Origin of the sequence: Roseicyclus sp., assembly GCF_965662675.1 — a bacterium.
Lineage (GTDB): Bacteria > Pseudomonadota > Alphaproteobacteria > Rhodobacterales > Rhodobacteraceae > Roseicyclus.
Window position 1 is genome coordinate 46,608 of sequence record NZ_CBFIIK010000002.1, and the last position, 20,939, is coordinate 67,546.

Sequence of the window (20,939 nt, forward strand, 5' to 3'; positions counted from 1 at the left end):
CGTAACGGAAGGGCAGGCTCGTCGTGGTATTCAAGCGCCGCGATCCAAGATCGATCCTGCGGATCGTAGGTGAAGCGTTCTGGCCCCGCGGGGGGTGGATGCGCGGCCTTCAGTATGTGCGCCACCGCATGCATCGCCTGCCCGGCACGCCCGAACAGATCGCGCGCGGCGTGTTTGCCGGTGCCTTTACGGTGTTTACCCCGTTTTTTGGACTGCATTTCTTTGTCGCTGCGGCGCTGGCGCGGATGATGCAGGGGTCGATCTTGGCCGCTTTGCTGGCGACCTTCATCGGTAACCCGCTGACCTATGTGCCGATCGCGATCATCTCGCTGCAGACCGGCCATTGGATGCTGGGCACCGATATGCGCAGCGAGGTAGATGATTCCATCTTTTCCAAATTCGCCGCCGCCGCCGGTGATTTATGGCATAATTTCAAGGCGATGTTCACTGATGAGCGCGCCCATTGGAGCGAGCTTCACCGCTTCTACGACGATGTGTTTTTCCCTTGGATGGTCGGCGCGATCGTTCCCGGATTGGTCTGTGGTGTGATCTGCTACTACCTTAGCGTGCCGGTGATCCGGGCCTATCAAAAGCGGCGGCTGGCGCGGATGCGCAAGAAGATGGAAAAGCTCCGCGATCAAGCTGGCGGGGCGGCGGCGAAACGCTAGGTTGCCCCATTGGAGATCAAGGAGAACACGGCAATGGCACAGCGCCTCAGGCTCGGTGTGAATATCGATCACGTGGCAACCTTGCGCAATGCACGCGGCGGGGCTTTGCCCGATCCGGTGCGCGCGGCGGTCATGGCGCAAGCGGCCGGGGCGGATGGCATCACCGCACATTTGCGCGAGGACAGGCGCCATATCCGCGACGGTGATATCGAGGCGATCATGGCCGCGATCACCTTGCCGCTGAACTTCGAGATGGCCGCCACAGCCGAGATGCAGGAGATCGCGCTGGCCCACCGCCCGCATGCCGCCTGCATCGTGCCCGAACGGCGCGAGGAACGCACAACCGAGGGCGGGCTGGAGGTTGCGGGAAATGCGAACTGGATGGGCGAATACATCGCGCCCCTGCGCGATGCGGGATGCCGTGTGTCGCTGTTCATCGCCGCCGATCCGGCACAGATCGCGGCCGCTGCGCACATTGGCGCGCCGGTGATCGAACTGCATACCGGGGCCTATTGCGATCTCCACGCCGAGGGCGATTTCGCCGCCTGTGACGCTGAATTGACCCGCCTGATCGCGGGTGCCAAGCAGGCCGCCGATCTTGGCCTCGAGGTGCATATGGGCCATGGGCTGAGCTACGACAATGTTGCCCCGATCGCCGCCATCCCCGAGGTGGTGGAACTCAATATCGGGCATTTCCTGATTGGTGAGGCGGTGTTCGTCGGGTTGGATGCGGCTATTGCAAAGATGCGCGCCTTGATGGATGCGGCGCGGGGCTGATCGCGCGGCCATTGCGCAATCTTGCCGGATCGGCGAAGAATAACGTTGTCCAAACCGCCGTCAGACCCGGAGGGTTTCGTGCACCATATTTTCGCTGTCCTATCGCGGGCGGCCGCCTGTTTGGCTTGTGCCACGCACGGGCGGGCCGTCGTCGTGCCGCGTTGGTCCGGCCCGGGGGTTTTGCCATGATCCTTGGTATCGGCACCGATCTGGCAAATATCGAGCGCATTCAGCGCGCGCTTGATCGTTTTGGCGACCGTTTCCGCGAGCGCGTCTTTACCGTGACAGAACAAAATCGCGCCGAGCGGATGAAGGAACCCGCCGCCGTCTATGCCAAACGCTGGGCCGCCAAGGAGGCGTGCTCCAAGGCACTTGGTACTGGCTTGCGGATGGGCATCGCGTGGAAGGATATGGCGGTGTCGAACCTGCCATCGGGGCAGCCGGTGATGAAGGTGACGGGCTGGGCCAAGGAGCGGCTCGATCAGATGACGCCCGATGGCTATACCGCCACGATCCATGTCAGCCTGACCGATGATCATCCTTGGGCACAGGCCTATGTGGTGATCGAGGCCATGCCCGACACCGAAGCGGCGCAACGGCCCAATGTCGGACCCGTCTCGCGCCGCAAGATCAGCTGAAGTTCAGCGTCGCCGATTCTTTTGGCGACGCTTGTTGGCGTATTCGGTCGGGATCAAGATCAAGGCCGCAGCCGAGCCGATGATTGCATCGATCCCGGGTGAGCCAAGGCTAAGCCCGAACAATGCCCGGATGAAAAACAGCGCAAGCACCGCTCCAAAGGCGATCAGCACCGACGGCAATATGCCGTTATGCGTCCAACCCCATTTTTCGAACAGGACCGCGACGATACCCGCGATCATGAGCGAGCCGAAAAACGAAAACAAAACCATGGCTCATTCCCCCAAAACAACACCGGGCGCGATGCGTGCGCCCCTTATATAGGCCTCAGCCTCCATCCGCGGTTTGCCCTCTGGCTGCAGCGCGGTGATCGTGATCGCCCCCTGACCACAGGCGATGGTCAGGTCCGATAGCAAACTGCCCGGCGGGCCTGCGCCCTCGGCCAGATGGCAGGCCAAGAGCTTGACCCGCTTGCCAGCGATCATGGTCCAAGCGCCGGGAAAGGGCGAGAGGCCACGGATCTTGCGGTCAATCGCGGTCGCGGGGTGCGTCCAATCCACCCGCGCCTCAGACTTGTCGATTTTGGCGGCATAGGTGACGCCCTGAGAGGGCTGGGGTTCGGGGGTAAGGGTGGCAAGATGCGCAAGGGTCTCGGTGATCGCTTCGGCCCCTAAGCGTGCCAGCTGGTCGTGCAATTCGCTTGCGGTTTGCGTGGCGCCAATCGCAATGGCGCGGCGCAGCAGCACGGGGCCAGTATCGAGCCCTGCCTCCATCTGCATGATGCACACGCCGGTTTCCGCGTCGCCCGCCATGATCGCGCGCTGGATGGGAGCGGCCCCACGCCAACGCGGCAAAAGGCTGGCGTGGATGTTCAGGCAGCCGTGCTTGGGCGCATCCAGCACCGCTTGCGGCAAGATCAGCCCGTAGGCCACGACCACCGCGACATCGGCCTCAAGCGTTGCGAAAGCAGCCTGTTCTTGCGTATCGCGCAGCGTCTTTGGGTGGCGCACGGGAAGGCCCAACGCGCTGGCGCGCTGATGCACTGGCGTTGGGCGCTCGACCTGTCCGCGACCGGCGGGGCGGGGGGGTTGGGTATAGACGCAGGCGATCTCATGGCCTGCGGCAACCAGCGCATCCAGCACCGTGACCGAGAAATCGGGCGTACCCATGAAGACGATCCGCATCAGCGCGCCCTTTTCCCTGCCCGTTTGAGCAACATCTCGCGCTTGGTGCGCGACAGCCGGTCGACATACATCCGTCCCGCCAGATGGTCGATCTGGTGCTGCACCGATGTCGCCCAAAGCCCGGTGAAATCCTGCCTGACGCGAAGCCCGTGATGATCGGTGAAAGCCACGGTCACTTGCGCGGGCCGCGTGACCTTGGCCCAGACGCCGGGCAGGTTGGGACTTGCTTCCTCGTGGTCGTTCGTGGCGTCGGAGGCCGCGATGATCTCGGGGTCGGCCATGCGGATGGCTTGGCCGCGCGTGTCGCTGGCATCGACCACGGCGAGGCGCAGCATCACGCCGATCTGCGGCGCGGCAAGGCCCACACCCGGCATTGCCTCCATCGTTTCGATCATATCGGCCCAGATGGTGCGGATCTCGTCGGTAATCACACCCACATCTGCCGCCGGCGTCCGCAAGCGCGGGTCGGGCCACATCACGAAATCGCGTCGGACCCCGCTCACGCCTTTTCCCGCGCGCGATCTTTCTTGAGCTTGACCATTTTGCGGGTGATCAGTTGGCGCCGCAGCGGGGTCAGGTAATCGATGAAGAGAACCCCGTTCAGATGGTCGATCTCATGCTGCAGGCAGGTCGCCCAAAGCCCCTCGAATGTCTCTTGCTGTTCGGCCCCGTTGCGGTCGATCCAACGCGCCGTGACAGCGGCGGGGCGTTCGACATCGGCATAGATGTCCGGGATCGAAAGGCAGCCTTCCTCATAGGTGCTGCGCTCATCGCTTTCGGCGATAATCTCGGGGTTGAACATGGCCAAGGGGCGGGGTGCCTCGCCCTCGGCCTTGACGCAATCCATGACGATCAGCCTTGTGTCGACACCGATCTGGGGCGCGGCAAGACCGATACCCGGTGCGCCATACATGGTTTCCAGCATGTCATCGGCAAGCTGGCGCAGATCATCCGACATATCGGGGATCGGCGGGGCAAGCTTTTTCAGCCGCGGGTCGGGATGGATCAGGATCGGGCGCTTCATGGGCGTTCATTTAGGTCAAGCGGGCGCGCGCCGCAATAAGCGCGACCATGGGCTTGCGCCCACAGCCTGCTGGGGTAGCGTGGCGGCGTGCAAATCTGACGGAGTCAGCCCCCATGTCATTCGACGAAATCATCGATCGCCGCGGCACCCATTGCGTGAAGTGGGACAAGATGGAGGCACTCTACGGCGTCAGCCCCGATGAGGGGATCGCCATGTGGGTGGCGGATATGGAATTTCGCCCCCCTGCCTGTGTGCAAGACGCGCTACAGGCGATGCTGGATCACGGGGTCTATGGCTATTTCGGCGATGAAAGCGCCTATCTGGCCGCGATCTGCTGGTGGATGGAAAACCGCCATGGCTGGCGCGTCGATCCGGCGGCGATCTTCACCACGCATGGTCTGGTGAACGGCACTGCGATGTGCGTCGATGCCTTCACCGCGCCGGGCGACGGGGTGGTGCTGTTCACGCCGGTCTATCACGCCTTTGCCCGCGTGATCCGCGCGGCGGGCCGCGATGTGGTGCAATGCGCCATGCCGGTGGTGGATGGGCAATACACCCTCGATTTCGATGCATGGGACGCGCAGATGAAGGGGCATGAGAAGATGCTTGTGCTGTGCTCGCCCCACAACCCCGGTGGCCGTGTCTGGACGCGGGCAGAACTGGCGGGTGTCGCGGCATTTGCCAAGCGTCACGATCTGATCCTTGTCTCGGACGAGATTCACCATGACCTGGTGATGCCGGGTCAGGTGCATACGCCCATGGCGCTGATCGAGGGGATCGCCGACCGCTTGGTGATGATGACGGCGGCGACCAAGACCTTCAACATCGCGGGTGCGCATGTGGGCAATGTGATCATCCATGACGCGGGCCTGCGCGCGAAATTCGCGGGTCGGATGGCGGCGCTGGGCCTGTCGCCCAATTCCTTTGGCCTGTTCATGGTGACCGCCGCCTATTCGCCCGAGGGGGCGGCATGGGTCGATCGTGTCTGCGCATATCTGGCTGAGAATGCTCGGATTTTCGACGAAGGGATCAATGCGATCCCAGGGCTTCGGTCGATGGCGCTGCAATCGACCTATCTGGCATGGGTCGATTTCGCGGGCACCGGCATGGGACGGGAGGAGTTCACCGCCCGCGTCGAGAAAGGGGCCAAGATCGCGGTCAATCATGGGCCGAGCTTTGGTTTGGGTGGCGACAGCTACCTGCGGTTCAACATCGCCGCCCCGCGCAGCGTGATCACGGATGCGGTGGCGCGGATGCAGGCGGCGTTTGCCGATCTGCAATAAGGCCTGTGCTTTCGAAGGGTCACGCCGCGCCGCAGCACTTGCATGCTGCAGCGCAATATCATATCCAGACCGGCGACAGAAACGAAACATCCTTGCGCAAGGAATCCGCCCATGAGCTTCCGCCTTCAACCGACGCCCGTCGCCCGCCCGAATCGCTGCCAGCTGTTCGGCCCCGGCTCGCGCACGGCGCTGTTCGAGAAGATGGCGGCAAGTGCTGCGGATGTGATCAACCTCGACCTCGAGGATTCGGTCGCCCCCGATGACAAACCCACCGCGCGCGCGCATATCATCCAAGCCATCGGCGACATCGATTGGGGCACCAAGACCCTGTCGGTGCGGATCAACGGGCTGGACACGCCGTGGTGGTATCGCGATGTGGTGGACCTGTTGGAACAGGCGGGCGCGCGGCTTGACCAGATCATGATCCCCAAGGTGGGTTGTGCGGCGGATCTTTATGCCGTCGATGCGCTGGTCAGCGCGATCGAGGTGGCCAAGGGGCGCACCAAGCGCATCGGTTTCGAGGTGATCATCGAAAGCGCCGCGGGCATCAGCAACGTGGCCGAGATCGCCGCCGCCAGCCCGCGTCTGCAAGCGATGAGCCTTGGGGCCGCCGATTTCGCGGCCTCGATGGGGATGCAGACCACCGGCATCGGCGGGACGCAGGAAAACTACTACATGCTCCACGAGGGCGCGCGGCATTATTCCGACCCGTGGCATTGGGCGCAGACCGCCATCGTCGCCGCTTGCCGCACCCATGGGGTGCTGCCCGTCGACGGCCCCTTTGGCGATTTCTCGGATGACGAGGGCTATCGCGCGCAGGCGCGGCGGTCGGCGACGCTGGGCATGGTCGGCAAATGGGCGATCCATCCCAAGCAGGTGGCGCTTGCCAACGAGGTCTTTACCCCCTCCGAGGCCGCGGTGACGGAGGCGCGCGAAATCCTCGCCGCGATGGAGGCCGCCAAGGCCGCAGGGCAGGGCGCCACCGTCTACAAGGGGCGGCTGGTCGACATCGCCTCGATCAAGCAGGCCGAGGTGATCGTGAAACAATCCGAGATGATCACGGGCGGCTGAGGCCCGCGCCGTGGTTGCATCCGGCGCTTTGCCCGGCCATATACGGGCAAGGCTAGAGTGATTGGGTGCAAGGCGCATGACGACCTATCTCGACTTCGAAAAACCGCTTGCCGAGATTGAAGGCAAGGCCGAGGAGTTGCGCGCAATGGCGCGCCAGAGCGAAGGAATGGATGTCGAGGCAGAGGCGGCCGCGCTGGATCGCAAGGCCGCAGAGATGCTGCGCGATCTTTACAAATCGCTGACGCCTTGGCGCAAATGCCAAGTGGCCCGTCACCCCGACCGCCCGCATTGCCGCGACTATATCAGTGCATTGTTCACCGAATACACGCCACTGGCCGGCGATAGGAATTTCGCCGATGACCATGCCGTGATGGGCGGGCTTGCGCGGTTTCAAGATCGCCCTGTCGTGGTGATCGGCCATGAAAAAGGCCATGACACCAAGACGCGCATCGAACGCAATTTCGGCATGGCCCGCCCAGAGGGATATCGCAAGGCGGTGCGCTTGATGGATATGGCCGACCGTTTCAACCTGCCGGTCATCACGCTGGTCGATACGCCCGGCGCCTATCCCGGCAAGGGCGCGGAGGAGCGTGGCCAATCCGAGGCGATCGCGCGCTCGACCGAGAAATGCCTGCAAATCGGTGTGCCACTCATCTCGATCATCATCGGTGAGGGTGGGTCGGGCGGTGCCGTCGCCTTTGCCACAGCCGATCGTCTGGCGATGTTGGAACATGCGATCTATTCGGTGATCTCGCCCGAAGGCTGTGCCTCGATCTTGTGGAAGGATTCCGAGAAGATGCGCGAGGCGGCCGAGGCGCTGCGCCTCACGGCGCAAGATCTCAACAAGTTGGGCGTCTGCGATCAGGTGATCAAGGAACCCTTGGGCGGTGCGCAGCGTGACAAACCCGCCACCATCGACGAGGTGGGCCGCGCAATCGCCCAGATGTTGGAACAACTGAGTGTAATTGACCGCAAGGCGTTGATCGCCGGGCGTCGGCGCAAGTATCTGGATATGGGCGCCAAGGGTCTGGCCGCGTGATCACCCGCCGCGCGGTTCTTGGGGCGGCGCTGTTTCTTGCCACCCCGCTCGGCGCAGGGCAGGAGGGTTTGCCCATGACACCAGCAGGCGATCTGGAATGGAGCTACCTGGCCGATACGGTCATGGGTGGGGTCAGCCAAGGCGGCGCGCAGATGGAAGCTGGTGCCTTGCGGCTGCGCGGAACGGTCTCGACCGCCAATCGCGGCGGTTTCATCCAAGCCCGCACCGAGCTGCCTACAGGGCTCTCCCCTGATGCCAGTGCCTTGCGTTTGCGGGTCAGGGGGAATGGCGAGCGGTATTTCATGCATCTGCGGACCACCCGCACGCTTTTGCCGTGGCAATATTACCAGCAGGGCTTTGACACCGGGCCCGATTGGGCCGAGGTGACGCTGCCCTTGGCGGATTTTGCGGCTTCGGGCCGGATGATGGCGGGGCGGATCAAGCCCGAGGATATCCGGTCGATCGGGATCGTCGCCTATGGGCGCGATCATGTGGCGGATGTGTCTGTCGCAGCTTTGGGGGCTGTCTGAACGAAGGGCTTGCCGCGCGGCCGGAGAGATACGAGGGGGCTGTCTGCCCCCTCGTGCTCCCCCGAGGATATTTGTGAAACGAAGAGGGGTCAGAGCGCCGCGTAGAGCCGTGACAGGCGTGTCGCCTCGTCTTGTAGGGGGAAGGGCGGGTTCAGCACGAAGATGCCAGATCCGATCATGCCATGGCCCGGACGGGCGGGGGCAAAGCGGACTTCGTGGCTGAGCGCATCGGAGAAACGCATCCGCAGGGTCTGGGCCATGGCTGAATGGGCGTTGTTGGACAGAACCGGGTACCACAGCATCACCACCCCGACATTCCATTTCCGGTGCAGCTTGGCGATCAGGTCGGGGATGCGGTCATAATCGGTTTTGACCTCGTAGCTGGGGTCAATCAGCATCATGCCGCGCCGCGGATCGGGGGGCGTGCGCGAGAGCGCCATGGCCAGGCCGTCCTCTTGCAAAAGTTGCACATAGCGTTGTGGCATGGCTTCGCGCAGCGCCGCCACTTCGGCGGGGTGCAATTCGGCCAATGTCATGGTGTCGAAGCCGCGCAAGAGCGCGGCCGCGATCAGTGGCGAGCCGGGATATGCCGCGGGTCCATGCTCGGCCGTCACCATTGCGCGGGCGCGGGCATAGGGGTGATCGGGTGTGAACCAGTCGGCAACGCGGCCGATCCCTTGGGCCGCCTCGCCGGTTTTCAGCGCCTCGGACCCGTCGAGTTTGTAGAGCCCGCGTCCGGCATGGGTTTCGAAATAGCTCAGCGCCTTGTCCTTGCGGGTCAGATGGTCGAGGGCAGAGGCTAAAAGCGCATGCTTGTGCACATCGGCAAGATTGCCCGCATGATAGGCATGTTGATATGACAGCATCGTCTACCACATCCGCTTTTGCGCATCGCCCGGATTGGTCAGATCATAGCCTTGCGCGTCGAACTCATGGTCCATTTCCTTGAGGAATTGACCAGCCGTCGGCAAGTCGGTTGGGGCCTGCACATCAGACCAAAGGCCTGCGCGCATGATCGCCTTGGCGCATTGGAAATAGATCTCGTCCACGGTGAAGATGATGACCAGCTTGGGGTGGTTGCCGCCTTGTGTGAATGTTTCGGTGATGGCCGGGTCATCGGTCAGAACCGCATGGGCCTTGACGCGCACCACATTACTGGAGCCTGCGACCATGAACATCAGCGATACCCGCCCATCGGCCACGATATTGCGCAAGCAATCGAGCCGATTGTTGCCACGCCAATCGGGCATCCAGAGGGTTTGGTCGTCGATGATGCGCACGACCGGGCCGTCATCGCCCCTTGGGCTGGCATCAGTGCTATCGGGTCCGGCGGTGGACAACACACAAAAGCGCGACGCCGCGATCCAGTCGCGATAAAGCGGCGTCAGCGAGCGTGCGACCTTGGCGACCGACAAAGGGCTGGGGCGGTCGTAAAGCGCCTCAAGTTCCACGATGTCGTCAATGATCCGCATGAAACCCCGCTTCCGCCATCAAGCGGTTGGATGTGGTTTCGACGTCATTTTCCAGTTTGCGCATGAATTCATCTCGCGCCAGCCCCGGTTCGATCCTGGGCAGGAACTCGACCACGGCGAGGCCCGGTTTGCGCAACAGGCTGTGGCGGGGCCAGAACAGGCCGACATTGGCTGCAACCGGCACGCAGGGCTGGCCCAATTGCTCGTAGAGGGCCCCAGTGCCGACCTTGTAGGGGCGCGGAACCCCGGGGGCCACGCGCGTGCCTTGGGGGTAGATGATCAATTGACCGCCCTGACGCCGGCCCGTTTTCACATCCGACAACATTTTGGAAATCGCCGCCCCGCGTTTGCCGCGATTGACTGGCACGCACCCGATGCGCAGCCCGTATTGGCCCAAGAGCGGGGCATACAGCAATTCGCGTTTCATGATGAACTTGCCGCGTGGTACGGCGTTGTAGATCATCAAGATGTCCAGAAAGCTCTGGTGTTTGGCGGCGATCATCACATCGTCGGTGGGGGGCGTGCCGCGCACCTCGCAGCGCAGGCCGGTCATCCAGCCCAGCGTCCAGATTACCCAGCGGCAATAGGCATGGCATGCCGCATGCGCACCTGCAGGCGAGATCACCGCCCAAGGGAAATAGGCCAACGAGATGACCAGCATGGCGACATACATCTGGACGATGAAGGCCATGGAGCGCAGCAGTTGAATCATCTCAGTCCCTTCAGGGTGCGGAAAGCCGCGATACGTGTTGCCCAGAAGGCCGTGACCGCGGCCAATGGCGGGATGGTGAGTGGCCAAAACCAAGCCGTTCCCTGAAAGCCGAGGCCCGTCAAAAACGCCCCCTCCTCGGCCGCGCGTGGCAATAGCGCGATAGCCAGCATGCCCAGTGCCGCACCGATCCCCGCCCCGGTCAGGGCGCGGTTGGTAAAGCGCCGCACGAAGGCGCGCACGATATAGCTGTCTTGGGCGCCAACAAGGCGCATCACGCGCAACACCTGCACATTGGAGGCAAGCGCCGCCTGCGCCGCCAGCGTGATCATCGCCGCCGTCGCGCCAAGGATCAAGCTCAACGAAATCCAGCCCAGCATGCGCAGACGATCGGCGGCTGCAACCAAGGGGCGGCGCCAGCGCGTGTGATCGTCGAGAACCGCGCCCGGGGCCTCGGCGGCGAGGCGCTGGCGCAGCCCTGCGGCGTCGAAGCCCGTTCCATCCTCGATGATCTCGATCAGGCGTGGCACGGGCAGATCGGCAATGGGCAGATCGGGGCCGAACCAAGGCTCGAGCAAGGCGCGCTGTTCGTCATCCGACAAGGCGCGTGCCGCGGTCACGCCGGGGGTCTGGCTCAATACGGTCAGAATGGCGCGGGTCTGGATCTCGATCTGATCGTCAGCGGCGGACAGGCGGATGGTGGCACTTTGCGCCAAGGCGGCCGACCAGCGATCGGCCAATCGCCCCGAGGCAAGAGACAAGGCCAGCGCAAAAACGGCAAGAAAGGCCATCGCGGCCGAAACCGCCAGCGTCAGCCGCGCGGTCTGTCCGGTGCGTGGCACGATCCGGTCGGCCTGTGGGTCGCCTCGCAGCAAGTTCATCATGTTGGTCACGATGCTCATAGGTTCGCCCCCGCGGCACTCAGCTTGCCATCGGCGATGCGCAGAACGCGCGCTTGCACCTGTGCCTTGGCGGCGCGAATGAGCGCAAGGTCATGGGTCGCGATCACGATGGTTTTGCCCAAGCGGTTCAATTCGCATAGCAATTGCAACAGCCTGAGCGACATCTCCCAATCGACATTGCCCGTCGGTTCATCGGCGAGGATCAGGTCGGGGTCCATGATGATGGCGCGCGCAAGCGCCGCGCGCTGGCGTTCACCGCCCGACAATTCGGGCGGGCGGGCGGCCGCGCGCGCGTTCAGGCCGACCCAGGCGATCAATTCCCGCAGATTGTCGTCGTTCGCCCCCCGCTCACGGCCCGCGACGCTGAGGGGCAAGGCGATATTCTCGACAATCGGCAGGTGATCGAGGAATTCGCAATCTTGATGGACCACGCCGATCCTTTGGCGGGTGCGGGCAATGCTGTCACGGTTGAGTGTCGCTGTATCTTGGCCGAAGATCGTGACACTGCCTTGTGTGGCGGTCAGTTCGCCATAGCACAGCTTGAGGAAGGTCGTTTTTCCCGATCCCGATGGTCCCGTCAGAAAATGGAAAGAGCCCGGCGAAAGGCGTAGCGTTATCTCCGACAGGATCGGTTCGGCTCCGTAGCCATAGGCGGCATCTTGCATGTCGATCACGAAAGCGCACTCCTTGGACCAGCACCATTACCGCGCCCGTCATGCAACGGATGCGCGAAGGTTGCAATCAGCCGACTACCCGCACCCTTGGAATACAAGGGGTGCGCTGCTACAAGATATGGGAATGACAGGCGGCGCGGCGCCTTGATCCGTTATGCGCCGCGAAAATAGGGTATGCGGGAACGGTAATGCGGCTGACCTGTCCGAATTGTGGCGCCCGGTACGAGGTCGCCGATAGCATGATCCCCCCCGAGGGGCGCGATGTGCAATGTTCGAATTGTGCGACGACATGGTTCCAACCCGGTCGGCGCAGCGATGAGAAACAGGTCGGCGCGGATATGCAGCCGCCGCCTGCACAAACGCCACCGCCCACAGAGCTGGAAGTGGAAACATCCGCCGCCGCCGAGGGCGCCGGTCACGCGGCTACGGATGCCGCCGATGATCTTTCCATCAACGCCGCCGACGCACCCGCGCCGCCCGCGCCGCCACAGCCCGCGGCTGCGCCGGCGCGCCCCGAGATCGACCCGGCGATCCGCGATATCTTGCGAGAAGAAGCCGCGCGGGAGGCCCGCTTGCGTCAGGCCGAGGCCGACCCGGTTGAAAGCCAGCCCGAGATGCCCTTGGTGCCGGAGGCCTCGGCCCAGACCGCCCCGCGCATGCGCCCCGATCTGGACGCGGCTGTGGATGCCTTCGACGCAGGCAAGGCGACGCTTGGCCGTGGCGTTGCCGCGCGCGATCTGTTTCCCGATATCGATCAAATCAATTCGACGTTGCGTGACAGCGCAGACCGCTCCGCTGGTGATGCCGATGCAAGTGATATCGACACGCTCGAGACGATCCCACGCAGGCGTCGGGGTGTGCGGATCGGGTTCTTTCTGGCCGCGGCGCTTGGGGCGGGTGCGGTGGCGCTTTATGCCAATGCCGATGTGGTTGCAGCGCAGCTGCCCGCGCTGGCAGCTGTGACCGATGGGTATGTCGCCGCCGTGAACGGTATGCGCTTTTGGTTGGATGACTTGGCCCAAAGCTTGGGCAATACCGCGCAATAGATGTGATCCTTGCGTCGGGTCGGATCAGAATTGATCCAGCAAACGGCGCAGATAGTCGCGTTCGACCTCGGGGCGGTTTTGTTCGGCCGAGCGGCGGCGCAACTCGTCGAGCAATTCGCGTGAGCGGCGGAACGCCTCGTCCCGCTCTGCGATCGCTTCGTCGCTGCCGAAGCTGCCGGAATTGCCGGCTTGGCGGCCGAGCGGATCTTGCAGCGGGCGGTCGGGGGCCATATTGCCATCGGCCTGTCCTTGTCCCGGTTCTTGGCCCGCCTGCGCCTCGGCCAAGGCGCGGCCCAGTTCGGTCATGCCTTCGCGCAGCGCTTCGAGCGCTTCGGATTGCGAATCAAGCGCGCCCGCGATGTCGCCCCCTTCGAGCCGCCCCTCGGCCTCTTCCATCGCCCGGCCCGCGCGGTCGAGTTGGCGCAGCGCCTCGTCACCGGCATCGGTGCCAGCACCCGGAAGGCGACCTTGCTGTTCCTCCAGCAATCGGCGCAGCGCCTCTTGGCGTTCGGCCAGTGTCATGCCCTCGCCGTTCTCGCCGCCTTGACCCTCGCCTTGGGATTGGCCGTTCTCGCCTTGCCCTTGTTGCTGACCTTGCTGTTGGCCGGGTTGCTGACCTTGCTGTTGGCCCTGCTGCTGACCTTGTTGCTGGCCCTGCTGGGGGCGACCGGGGTTCAGCCGGTCTTGCAACTCGCGAAAGGCGTCGTCGGCCAAATCCTGTTGATCGCGCAACGTGTCTTGCAGCCCTTCCATCGCCTGCTGGCCGGGGCTGCGTGGGCCATCGCCGCCCTCGCCGCCCTGGGTCACCTGCATGTTTTCCAGCATCTGCTGCAGCGCATTGAGCATTTCTTGTGCCTCGGCCATGCGGCCTTGCTGCATCAGCTCTTCGATCTGGCGCATCATCTCATCGAGATCGGCCATCGACATTTCCATGCGCTCGCCATCTTGCTCGGGGCGATCCTCGCCCGGCTGGGCGTTCTCGGCGAGTTGCTGCATATAGTCATCCATCGCCTCGCGCAGCTCTTGCATGAGTTGGGCGATCTCTTCGTCGCTGGCGCCTTGGCGCATCGCTTCGGAGAGGCGTTCTTGCGCTTGGCGCAGGCGTTCGAGCGCATCGTCCAGATCGCCCACCTCAAGCTCCATCGCGGCGTTCCACAAGATGTCGGCCACTTGATCGCGCGTTTCTGGCGCAAGGCTGTCCACCGCGCTTTCCAGCCTGCGGATCGCGCTGCGGATTTGCAGAAAGACACCTTCGTCTAGGCCTGCCTCGGGGCTCCATGTCAGGGCGCGCAGGATTTGTGCGGCGCGTGGTGCGTTCTCGCGCGACCACAGGATATCGCGGCGCATCTCGATCAGCGCATTGGCCAGCGGGTCGAAGAAGCGCCGCCCCGGCAGGCGCGGGATATCGTAGCTGACCGTGCCGATCTGGCCCGCCGCATCTGTCACTGTCAGTACAAGCGAGACAGGCAAGTTGGCGAAGGGATGCTCGGCAAGGTCTTCGACCAGCACCTCGGTGAAATCGGTGCGCTCGCCGCGAAAGGGCATGGGCAGGTCCAGCACCAGCGCCTCGCGCGGTTCGGGCGCCACGGCAAGCCCGTAACGGCGCATGGCGCGCTCGGCATCGAGGCGGATATGGGCGGTGCCCGATTGTACGCCGTAGTCATCTTGCGCGGCAAAGCTGAGCTGCATCTGGCCCGGCGGTTCGCCTGTCACCTCGCCAATCAACGCCACGGCCGGTGCTTGGTCGGGCAGAACCGAGATGGCCCAGCTGCGCCCCATCGGCCCGGTCACGGTGAAATCGCCGCCGCGTTCGATCAAGATGGTCCGCACCTGAGCGTCGGCGCTGTCGGTGGGCAAATCGCCGATATCGGTAACGATGCCGATGCTTTCCGGCGCGCCATAGGTGCGGAAACTCATGCGCGCGCCTTGCGGTACCTCGAAGGCCTCGGCCAAAATCTCGTTGAGATAAAGCGAAGGCAGGCCAGTATAAAGCGGCGGCTCGATCCACGCTTCCCATGACGGGCCAGAGGCGGCGGCACTGCCGGGGCCGATACCCACTGTTTCTCCGATGTCATTGACGCGGCCAAGCGTACCGAAGGCCACGGCCATGACGAACGCCGTCGCCGCGACATAGCGCAGCGCGAAAGGGTCTTGGCGTGACAGGCGCAGATCGGGTTCCGGCGCGCGCGCCTCTTGGGTGCGTGCAGCCATACGGCGCAGATGCGCGGCCCAAACGGCCTGTGCACCGGGATCGTCGCTGCCGATGGCGGGGTGGTCCAGCAAGGTCGAAATCGGCCGCCCCGGCAGTGTCGCATCAAGCCGGGCCAGCGCCTCGGTCCGGCTGGGCATGTGGAACCTGATCACCCCACGCGCCATCGCAGCGGCAAGCGCCACCCCGAAAAGCCCCAGCGTGATCATGACCAAAAGGGGCGGCGCGGTGGTGGCAAAGCCGAAGGCGAACAGGGCCACCGCCACCATCGCGATGCTCCAGACCGGCCAAAAGGCGCGCGTCGCCCGCTCGGCCATCATGCCCGCGCGCGTCAGGCGAAGTGGCCAGATCAGGCGCGTCAGCGCTTGGTCCTTGGGGGTCGCGTTGGTCATGGTCCCTTTCGGGGGCGGTTTGCCCCGTGGGCTATACCCAGGAGGGAACTGTATCTCGGTTTATGATCTCGTCAAATGTCGGACGGGCGCGGATGACGGCCATGTGATCGCCCTTGACCAGAACTTCGGGGATCAGGGGCCTTGTATTGTACTCGCTCGCCATCACCGCGCCATAGGCGCCCGCACTGCGAAAAGCGACAAGATCGCCCGCGCCCACGGGCGGCATCTGGCGTTGCTTGGCAAAGGTGTCGCCGGTCTCACAAACCGGCCCGACCACATCGAAGGGGCGCTGTTCCACCCCCGGCGCGGGTTCGATCACCGGCACGATATCGTGCCAAGCGCCATACATGGCAGGCCGCACCAGATCGTTCATCGCCGCGTCAAGGATCAGGAAATCGCGCCCCTCGCCCTCTTTCACATAGATGACCGAAGAGACAAGCAGCCCCGCATTGCCGGAGATCAGGCGGCCCGGTTCGATCTCGACCTCGACGCCCAGATCGCCCACCACTTCGCGGATCACCGCGCCGTATTCGGTGGGCAAGGGCGGGGCGCTGTTGTTGCGTTCATATGGGATGCCAAGGCCACCGCCCAGATCGAGGCGGCGGATATCATGCCCCTCGGCCCGCAAGGTCAGCGTCAATTCGCGCACCTTTTGATAGGCCTGCCGAAAGGGTTCCAGATCAGTCAATTGGCTGCCGATATGGACATCGATCCCCACCACCTCGATCCCCGGAAGGGATGCGGCCATGGCATAGACGGCGGGCGCCTTGGCGATCGGGATGCCGAACTTGTTCTCGGATTTGCCGGTGGCGATCTTTTCATGGGTCTTGGCGTCGACATCGGGATTCACGCGGATGGTGATGGGTGCGCTGAGGCCCAGCGATGTCGCCACCTCGGAAAGGGCCTGCAATTCCGGCTCGCTTTCGACGTTGAACTGGCGAATGCCGCCGGTCAGCGCCATATGCATGTCGTCGCGCGTCTTGCCGACGCCGGAGAACACGATCCGCTCGCCGGGAACGCCGGCGGCCTTGGCGCGCAGGTATTCACCGCCCGAGACCACATCCATCCCCGCGCCCAACCCCGCCAGATGGGCGATGACCGCTTGGTTGGAATTCGACTTCATCGCAAAGCAAACAAGGTGATCGAGGCCCGCCAACGCCTCTTCGAACAGACGGTAATGGCGCGTCAGCGTGGCGCAGGAATAGACATAGAAGGGTGTTCCGACCATCTCGGCGATCTGCGGGATCGGCACATCCTCGGCGTGGAGGATACCGTCCTTGTAAAGAAAATGGTCCATCTGGCGTGCCTTGATAGGGGATCGTGGGCGCAGGTAGCACGCTTGCGGCCCGCATCAAAGAGGCTGGACGCCGCGACTTTCCCCGCTAGGCTCCGCCGCAAGCGGATAGGAAGGGACGCACACATGGCAAAGACCGTCATTATCGAGGCCCCGGGCGGGCCGGAGGCCTACAAAATCGTGGATCGCCCCGTGGGCGAGCCGGGTTCGGGCGAGATTCGCATCCGCCATCATGCCTGCGGGCTGAATTTCATCGATGTCTACCAGCGTGCGGGTCTTTACCCGCTGCAGATGCCGCATGCGATGGGCATGGAAGGGGCTGGCGTAGTCGAGGCCGTGGGCGCGGGTGTGACCCATCTCAAGGTCGGTGATCGTGCCGCCTATGCCTCGATGCCGCCGGGCGCTTATTGCGAGGCGCGGGTAATCAAGGCCGATCAGGTCTGCCCGCTGCCCGATGGTATCTCCTTCGAGGAAGGGGCGGCGATGATGCTGAAGGGTCTGACGACCCAATACCTGTTCCGCCGCACTACGCCGATCGCCAAGGGAGACACGGTGCTGTTCCATGCCGCCGCAGGTGGGGTGGGGCTATTCGCCTGCCAATGGGCCAAAAGCGAGGGCATCCGCCTGATCGGCACGGCCGGCACAGATGAGAAATGCCAGTTGGCCATCGATCACGGGGCCGATGCCTGCATCAATTACCGCGATGGCGATTGGGTGGCCAAGGTGCGCGAATTGACCGGCGGTCGGGGTGTCGATGTGGTCATGGATGCAGTGGGCAAGGACACCTTCGAGGGATCGCTCGATTGCTTGCGGCCCTTGGGCTTCATGATTTCCTTCGGCAATGCTTCGGGGCCGGTGCCGCCCTTCAATCTTGCGACGCTGGGGCCCAAGGGCTCGCTCAAGATCACGCGGCCCACGCTCTTTACCCAGATCGCCGATCATGCCACCTGTCAGCAAATGGCACGCGAGTTGTTCGCCAAGGTCCTTGCGGGTGATGTGAAGATTCGGATCGATCAGCGGTTCTCTCTCGATCAGGTGGCCGATGCCCATCGCGCGCTTGAGGCGCGCGAAACCACTGGGCAGACGGTGATCTTGCCTTAGGCAAGTGTTTTGCGACCAAGGTACGCCCTCGGGCGCACCTTCACCGCGCCCTGCGTGCCATGAGAAACAGCGCCAAGGGCAGGCCCGCGCTGACCCCGATGCCATAGGTCACGGGGATCACCAGAAAGAACCAGCGATCGCCGCGCACCCCTTCGACCAACGCCCAGATCGTCAGCGCGATGGCCGCGATCGTCAGGTCATAGACCAGCGCACTCGTCGCATCATTGACCCACCACGCATCGATCATCGGGCCGAGCGCCCAGCCATGCTCGGTGAACCATGCGTAGAAATAGCTCCAGGGCAGGATGGTGCCGATGATGACAAGCGCGAGATAGACAAGGCGTAGGGGGGTCATGGGCTGTTACTCCGGGTGTTTGGGCAAAAGACCTAGACCGCAGGATACCGCGCTTCTAGCCCCTTTCGGCCTCTTCCTGCTTGCGCTTTGCCTCGACATAGGCGCGCAACACAGTCTGCATGCGCGTCAGATGGCCGGGCCCCTTCGCCTTGAACCATTCAAGCACATCGGGATCGACCCGCAGTGATACGGGCGTCTTGCGTTCCGGATAGACGGCTTCGGCCTTTTCCCAAAACGCCTCGGGCAGGTCGTATTCCGGCGCGCCCGGCGCAGGCGGCTTGATTTCGCCGCGCGCGTGCATCGCCCGAATTTCATCAAGGGAAGCGTGCTTTGTATCGCCCATTTGCTTTCTGGCCTCCCAGCCATGCAGAGATCAGGCGCGTGCGGTCGCCTCGGGTGGTGTGAACGACGACATAGGCCTCGTCATCGATCAGTCCGACGGAAATGTAACGGGTTTCCCCATAGTCGTTTCTGTCGTCGATCTGCGTCAGGACCGGGCCTTCGAAGATCAATGCGGCGAAGACCAAATCGACGCCATGTTTGGTGAGGTTCTCTGTCCGCTTTGATTTAGACCACTCAAACAACATTCATTCTGTCCCGTTCGATAGGGTTTCATATCAGGCCCGTATGCTCTGCCTCGTCGAACGGTGGTTCTGTCGCCACTATGTATGACATCTGTATATACGCGCTGATCGCTTATGTCAATCACCTCCCCCTGCGACACCATGCTGTCGCGTCATGATTGACCCTTGCGGCGCGCTCCAATACGCATTCACGAAACAATCTTGCGCAAGCTGTGGCCCAAGCGGTCCTGACGGGAGCCAGGGAAGACCATGACCGAGACGATACGCGAAAGCATGGATTACGACGTTGTGATCGTGGGTGCCGGCCCCGCTGGGCTGTCGGCGGCGATCCGGTTGAAGCAGATCGACCCCGATCTGTCGGTCGTGGTGCTGGAAAAGGGCTCGGAGGTGGGCGCGCATATCCTGTCGGGGGCGGTGCTTGACCCGGTGGGGCTGAACCAGCTGATCCCCGATTGGAAAAAGCGCGGTGCGCCCATCACCGTGCCGGTCACAAGCGACAGCTTCTACATGCTGGGCGAAGGGGGCGGTATTCGCCTCCCCAACGCGGTCATGCCGGGGCTGATGAGCAATCACGGCAACTACATCGTGTCGATGGGCAATGTCTGTCGCTGGATGGCCGAACAGGCCGAGGCGCTGGGCGTCGAGATTTTCCCCGGCATGTCCTGCTCGCAGATCGTCTATGGCGATAACGGCGAGGTTGCCGGTGTCGTCGCGGGTGAATTCGGGAAAAATCCTGATGGCACGCCCGGTGACGCCTATGAGCCGGGGATGGAGCTGCGCGGTAAATACGTCATGCTGGGCGAGGGCGTGCGCGGGTCGCTGACCAAGGAGGTCTTGGCGAAATACGATCTGCAAAGCAGCAAATGCCCGCAGAAATTCGGTCTCGGCATGAAAGAGATCTGGGAGATCGACCCTGAAAAGCACCGCGAAGGCACGGTTGTGCACACCATGGGCTGGCCTTTGGGCAGCAATGCGGGCGGCGGGTCGTTCATCTATCACCTTGATAACAATCAGGTCTATGTGGGTTTCGTGGTTCACCTGAACTACGCCAATCCGCATCTTTACCCCTACATGGAATTCCAGCGCTTCAAGCATCACCCGATGGTGGCCGAGCTGTTGAAGGGCGGAAAGCGCATCGCTTACGGCGCGCGCGCGATTTCCGAGGGCGGCTGGCAATCCATGCCCAAGGCGGTGGCGCCGGGTGTGGCGATCCTTGGCTGCGGCGTCGGTCTGGTGAACGTGCCGCGCATCAAGGGCAACCATAATGCAATGCTGTCGGGGATCGCTGCGGCCGAAGCGGCAGCCAGTGCCATCGCGGCGGGTCGCGCGGGTGATGAGCTGGGCGCCTATGATGATTACCTGCACAAGTCGGGGCCGATTGCCAAAGATCTCAAGCCCGTGCGCAACGTCAAACCGCTCTGGTCGAAATACGGGCTGATGGGCGGGCTGATGCTGGGCGGTCTGGATATGTGGACAAACAGCCTTGCGGGTGTGTCTTTCTTCGGCACGCTGCGCCACGGCAAATCGGATGCGGCCGCGACTGGCAAGGCCAGCGACCACAAGCCCATCGACTATCCCAAGCCTGACGGGGTGCTGAGCTTTGACCGGCTGACCAATGTCAGCTTCTCGATGACCAATCACGAGGAACACCAGCCCGCGCATCTGACGCTCAAGGATGCGTCCGTGCCGATCAAGGTGAACCTGCCCGAATACGCCGAACCCGCGCAGCGCTATTGCCCTGCGGGCGTCTATGAGGTGGTGCAGGATGCGGGCGCCGATCCGCGCTTCGTCATCAACTTCCAGAACTGCGTCCATTGCAAGACATGCGACATCAAGGATCCGTCGCAGAACATTCATTGGACGGTGCCGCAAGGCGGTGATGGGCCCAACTACCCGAACATGTGATCGGAACTTGGTGATAAAGATGCTTGGCGCGGCTTGGGTGCATTGCCCTCGCCGGGTGCGGGGCCTAATCTTTGCCCCCTAACG

The 20,939-nt window shown here is 63.3% G+C and carries 24 protein-coding genes; 10 read left to right on the top strand and 14 right to left on the bottom strand.

The window, feature by feature from the left end:
* Positions 1–98 precede the first annotated feature (98 nt).
* The 3 genes from ACTG4J_RS00845 (at position 99) to acpS (ending at position 2,083) form a co-directional block, all read left to right on the top strand.
* Entirely contained in the window at positions 99–668 is a 570-nt protein-coding gene (locus tag ACTG4J_RS00845) for a DUF2062 domain-containing protein (RefSeq protein ID WP_439136595.1), read from the top strand.
* Positions 669–701: 33 nt separating this feature from the next.
* Positions 702–1,445 carry a pyridoxine 5'-phosphate synthase gene (locus ACTG4J_RS00850; RefSeq protein ID WP_439136596.1) on the top strand — a complete coding sequence of 248 codons (744 nt, stop codon included), beginning with the start codon at positions 702–704 and terminating at the stop codon, positions 1,443–1,445.
* Between the two features lie 185 nt (positions 1,446–1,630).
* Positions 1,631–2,083 carry a holo-ACP synthase gene (gene acpS, locus ACTG4J_RS00855; protein ID WP_439136597.1) on the top strand — a complete coding sequence of 151 codons (453 nt, stop codon included), beginning with the start codon at positions 1,631–1,633 and terminating at the stop codon, positions 2,081–2,083.
* A gap of 3 nt (positions 2,084–2,086) precedes the next feature.
* Here acpS and ACTG4J_RS00860 read toward each other — a convergent pair whose 3' ends face one another.
* Genes ACTG4J_RS00860 through def (ACTG4J_RS00875) form a run of 4 tightly spaced genes read right to left on the bottom strand, consistent with a single transcriptional unit; the run spans position 2,087 to position 4,289 of the window.
* Positions 2,087–2,353 (bottom strand): hypothetical protein, encoded by a 267-nt coding sequence (locus ACTG4J_RS00860; RefSeq protein WP_439136598.1) that lies wholly within the window; start codon positions 2,351–2,353, stop codon positions 2,087–2,089.
* Between the two features lie 3 nt (positions 2,354–2,356).
* Entirely contained in the window at positions 2,357–3,265 is a 909-nt protein-coding gene (fmt, locus tag ACTG4J_RS00865; RefSeq protein ID WP_439136599.1) for a methionyl-tRNA formyltransferase, read from the bottom strand.
* A complete protein-coding gene (def, locus tag ACTG4J_RS00870; protein WP_439136654.1) occupies positions 3,265–3,741 on the bottom strand; it encodes a peptide deformylase in 477 nt (158 codons plus the stop codon). The genes fmt and def (ACTG4J_RS00870) overlap by 1 nt, the downstream gene beginning before the upstream one ends.
* A 23-nt stretch (positions 3,742–3,764) precedes the next feature.
* Positions 3,765–4,289: a peptide deformylase gene (def, locus tag ACTG4J_RS00875; RefSeq protein ID WP_439136600.1), complete on the bottom strand. Its 525-nt coding sequence runs from the start codon at positions 4,287–4,289 to the stop codon at positions 3,765–3,767.
* A 113-nt stretch (positions 4,290–4,402) separates the two neighbouring features.
* Here def (ACTG4J_RS00875) and ACTG4J_RS00880 point away from each other — a divergent pair, with 113 nt between their 5' ends.
* The 4 genes from ACTG4J_RS00880 to ACTG4J_RS00895 all read left to right on the top strand — a co-directional run bounded on the left by ACTG4J_RS00880 (position 4,403) and on the right by ACTG4J_RS00895 (position 8,212).
* The gene (locus ACTG4J_RS00880; RefSeq protein ID WP_439136601.1) at positions 4,403–5,572 is read left to right on the top strand and encodes a MalY/PatB family protein; all 1,170 of its coding nucleotides are present in this window, start codon (positions 4,403–4,405) and stop codon (positions 5,570–5,572) included.
* Positions 5,573–5,683: 111 nt separating this feature from the next.
* Positions 5,684–6,643, top strand: a complete 960-nt coding sequence (locus ACTG4J_RS00885) for an L-malyl-CoA/beta-methylmalyl-CoA lyase (protein ID WP_439136602.1) — start codon at positions 5,684–5,686, stop codon at positions 6,641–6,643.
* A gap of 76 nt (positions 6,644–6,719) precedes the next feature.
* Positions 6,720–7,682, top strand: coding sequence for an acetyl-CoA carboxylase carboxyltransferase subunit alpha (locus tag ACTG4J_RS00890; RefSeq protein ID WP_439136603.1), 963 nt, complete (start codon positions 6,720–6,722; stop codon positions 7,680–7,682).
* Positions 7,679–8,212 carry a CIA30 family protein gene (locus ACTG4J_RS00895; protein WP_439136604.1) on the top strand — a complete coding sequence of 178 codons (534 nt, stop codon included), beginning with the start codon at positions 7,679–7,681 and terminating at the stop codon, positions 8,210–8,212. The genes ACTG4J_RS00890 and ACTG4J_RS00895 overlap by 4 nt, the downstream gene beginning before the upstream one ends.
* 89 nt (positions 8,213–8,301) lie before the next feature.
* Here ACTG4J_RS00895 and rlmJ read toward each other — a convergent pair whose 3' ends face one another.
* From rlmJ to ACTG4J_RS00920, 5 genes are read right to left on the bottom strand one after another with little or no spacing between them, the layout of a single operon-like run.
* Positions 8,302–9,078: a 23S rRNA (adenine(2030)-N(6))-methyltransferase RlmJ gene (rlmJ, locus tag ACTG4J_RS00900; RefSeq protein WP_439136605.1), complete on the bottom strand. Its 777-nt coding sequence runs from the start codon at positions 9,076–9,078 to the stop codon at positions 8,302–8,304.
* A 3-nt stretch (positions 9,079–9,081) separates the two neighbouring features.
* Positions 9,082–9,684: a pyridoxamine 5'-phosphate oxidase family protein gene (locus ACTG4J_RS00905; RefSeq protein ID WP_439136606.1), complete on the bottom strand. Its 603-nt coding sequence runs from the start codon at positions 9,682–9,684 to the stop codon at positions 9,082–9,084.
* The gene (locus tag ACTG4J_RS00910; RefSeq protein WP_439136607.1) at positions 9,671–10,396 is read right to left on the bottom strand and encodes a lysophospholipid acyltransferase family protein; all 726 of its coding nucleotides are present in this window, start codon (positions 10,394–10,396) and stop codon (positions 9,671–9,673) included. The genes ACTG4J_RS00905 and ACTG4J_RS00910 overlap by 14 nt, the downstream gene beginning before the upstream one ends.
* Positions 10,393–11,295, bottom strand: a complete 903-nt coding sequence (locus ACTG4J_RS00915; RefSeq protein WP_439136608.1) for a cell division protein FtsX — start codon at positions 11,293–11,295, stop codon at positions 10,393–10,395. Before ACTG4J_RS00915 ends, ACTG4J_RS00910 begins: the two co-directional genes overlap by 4 nt.
* Complete coding sequence (locus tag ACTG4J_RS00920; RefSeq protein WP_439136609.1) at positions 11,292–11,969, bottom strand: cell division ATP-binding protein FtsE; 678 nt, start codon at positions 11,967–11,969, stop codon at positions 11,292–11,294. Before ACTG4J_RS00920 ends, ACTG4J_RS00915 begins: the two co-directional genes overlap by 4 nt.
* A gap of 239 nt (positions 11,970–12,208) precedes the next feature.
* On the opposite strand from ACTG4J_RS00920, the gene ACTG4J_RS00925 reads away from it, so the two are divergent.
* A complete protein-coding gene (locus ACTG4J_RS00925) occupies positions 12,209–13,015 on the top strand; it encodes a hypothetical protein (RefSeq protein WP_439136610.1) in 807 nt (268 codons plus the stop codon).
* A gap of 24 nt (positions 13,016–13,039) precedes the next feature.
* Here ACTG4J_RS00925 and ACTG4J_RS00930 read toward each other — a convergent pair whose 3' ends face one another.
* Together ACTG4J_RS00930 and lysA are read right to left on the bottom strand one after the other, a co-directional pair.
* A complete protein-coding gene (locus ACTG4J_RS00930) occupies positions 13,040–15,616 on the bottom strand; it encodes a TIGR02302 family protein (protein ID WP_439136611.1) in 2,577 nt (858 codons plus the stop codon).
* A gap of 31 nt (positions 15,617–15,647) precedes the next feature.
* Positions 15,648–16,913, bottom strand: coding sequence for a diaminopimelate decarboxylase (gene lysA, locus ACTG4J_RS00935; RefSeq protein ID WP_439136612.1), 1,266 nt, complete (start codon positions 16,911–16,913; stop codon positions 15,648–15,650).
* A gap of 123 nt (positions 16,914–17,036) precedes the next feature.
* On the opposite strand from lysA, the gene ACTG4J_RS00940 reads away from it, so the two are divergent.
* Positions 17,037–18,011, top strand: coding sequence for a quinone oxidoreductase family protein (locus ACTG4J_RS00940; RefSeq protein ID WP_439136613.1), 975 nt, complete (start codon positions 17,037–17,039; stop codon positions 18,009–18,011).
* 40 nt (positions 18,012–18,051) lie between these two features.
* Here the strand turns inward: ACTG4J_RS00940 and ACTG4J_RS00945 are convergent, their stop codons facing one another.
* From ACTG4J_RS00945 to ACTG4J_RS00955, 3 genes are read right to left on the bottom strand one after another with little or no spacing between them, the layout of a single operon-like run.
* The gene (locus ACTG4J_RS00945; protein WP_439136614.1) at positions 18,052–18,366 is read right to left on the bottom strand and encodes a DUF2834 domain-containing protein; all 315 of its coding nucleotides are present in this window, start codon (positions 18,364–18,366) and stop codon (positions 18,052–18,054) included.
* 55 nt (positions 18,367–18,421) lie between these two features.
* Positions 18,422–18,667: a BrnA antitoxin family protein gene (locus tag ACTG4J_RS00950; RefSeq protein WP_439136615.1), complete on the bottom strand. Its 246-nt coding sequence runs from the start codon at positions 18,665–18,667 to the stop codon at positions 18,422–18,424.
* Positions 18,668–18,680: 13 nt separating this feature from the next.
* Positions 18,681–18,953: a BrnT family toxin gene (locus ACTG4J_RS00955; RefSeq protein WP_439136616.1), complete on the bottom strand. Its 273-nt coding sequence runs from the start codon at positions 18,951–18,953 to the stop codon at positions 18,681–18,683.
* Between the two features lie 246 nt (positions 18,954–19,199).
* On the opposite strand from ACTG4J_RS00955, the gene ACTG4J_RS00960 reads away from it, so the two are divergent.
* Complete coding sequence (locus ACTG4J_RS00960; protein ID WP_439136617.1) at positions 19,200–20,855, top strand: 4Fe-4S dicluster domain-containing protein; 1,656 nt, start codon at positions 19,200–19,202, stop codon at positions 20,853–20,855.
* Positions 20,856–20,939: the final 84 nt, after the last annotated feature.

Coding starts and splice junctions, on each gene's coding strand:
- ACTG4J_RS00915 (WP_439136608.1), bottom strand. CDS start 11,295: ATGAGCATCGTGACCAACATGATGAACTTGCTGCGAGGCGACCCACAG.
- lysA (WP_439136612.1), bottom strand. CDS start 16,913: ATGGACCATTTTCTTTACAAGGACGGTATCCTCCACGCCGAGGATGTG.
- def (WP_439136600.1), bottom strand. CDS start 4,289: ATGAAGCGCCCGATCCTGATCCATCCCGACCCGCGGCTGAAAAAGCTT.
- ACTG4J_RS00940 (WP_439136613.1), top strand. CDS start 17,037: ATGGCAAAGACCGTCATTATCGAGGCCCCGGGCGGGCCGGAGGCCTAC.
- ACTG4J_RS00930 (WP_439136611.1), bottom strand. CDS start 15,616: ATGACCAACGCGACCCCCAAGGACCAAGCGCTGACGCGCCTGATCTGG.
- ACTG4J_RS00925 (WP_439136610.1), top strand. CDS start 12,209: ATGATCCCCCCCGAGGGGCGCGATGTGCAATGTTCGAATTGTGCGACG.
- ACTG4J_RS00960 (WP_439136617.1), top strand. CDS start 19,200: ATGACCGAGACGATACGCGAAAGCATGGATTACGACGTTGTGATCGTG.
- ACTG4J_RS00955 (WP_439136616.1), bottom strand. CDS start 18,953: ATGTTGTTTGAGTGGTCTAAATCAAAGCGGACAGAGAACCTCACCAAA.
- ACTG4J_RS00885 (WP_439136602.1), top strand. CDS start 5,684: ATGAGCTTCCGCCTTCAACCGACGCCCGTCGCCCGCCCGAATCGCTGC.
- fmt (WP_439136599.1), bottom strand. CDS start 3,265: ATGCGGATCGTCTTCATGGGTACGCCCGATTTCTCGGTCACGGTGCTG.
- ACTG4J_RS00945 (WP_439136614.1), bottom strand. CDS start 18,366: ATGACCCCCCTACGCCTTGTCTATCTCGCGCTTGTCATCATCGGCACC.
- acpS (WP_439136597.1), top strand. CDS start 1,631: ATGATCCTTGGTATCGGCACCGATCTGGCAAATATCGAGCGCATTCAG.
- ACTG4J_RS00850 (WP_439136596.1), top strand. CDS start 702: ATGGCACAGCGCCTCAGGCTCGGTGTGAATATCGATCACGTGGCAACC.
- ACTG4J_RS00910 (WP_439136607.1), bottom strand. CDS start 10,396: ATGATTCAACTGCTGCGCTCCATGGCCTTCATCGTCCAGATGTATGTC.
- ACTG4J_RS00880 (WP_439136601.1), top strand. CDS start 4,403: ATGTCATTCGACGAAATCATCGATCGCCGCGGCACCCATTGCGTGAAG.
- rlmJ (WP_439136605.1), bottom strand. CDS start 9,078: ATGCTGTCATATCAACATGCCTATCATGCGGGCAATCTTGCCGATGTG.
- ACTG4J_RS00905 (WP_439136606.1), bottom strand. CDS start 9,684: ATGCGGATCATTGACGACATCGTGGAACTTGAGGCGCTTTACGACCGC.
- ACTG4J_RS00890 (WP_439136603.1), top strand. CDS start 6,720: ATGACGACCTATCTCGACTTCGAAAAACCGCTTGCCGAGATTGAAGGC.
- ACTG4J_RS00950 (WP_439136615.1), bottom strand. CDS start 18,667: ATGCACGCGCGCGGCGAAATCAAGCCGCCTGCGCCGGGCGCGCCGGAA.
- def (WP_439136654.1), bottom strand. CDS start 3,741: ATGTGGCCCGACCCGCGCTTGCGGACGCCGGCGGCAGATGTGGGTGTG.
- ACTG4J_RS00845 (WP_439136595.1), top strand. CDS start 99: ATGCGCGGCCTTCAGTATGTGCGCCACCGCATGCATCGCCTGCCCGGC.
- ACTG4J_RS00860 (WP_439136598.1), bottom strand. CDS start 2,353: ATGGTTTTGTTTTCGTTTTTCGGCTCGCTCATGATCGCGGGTATCGTC.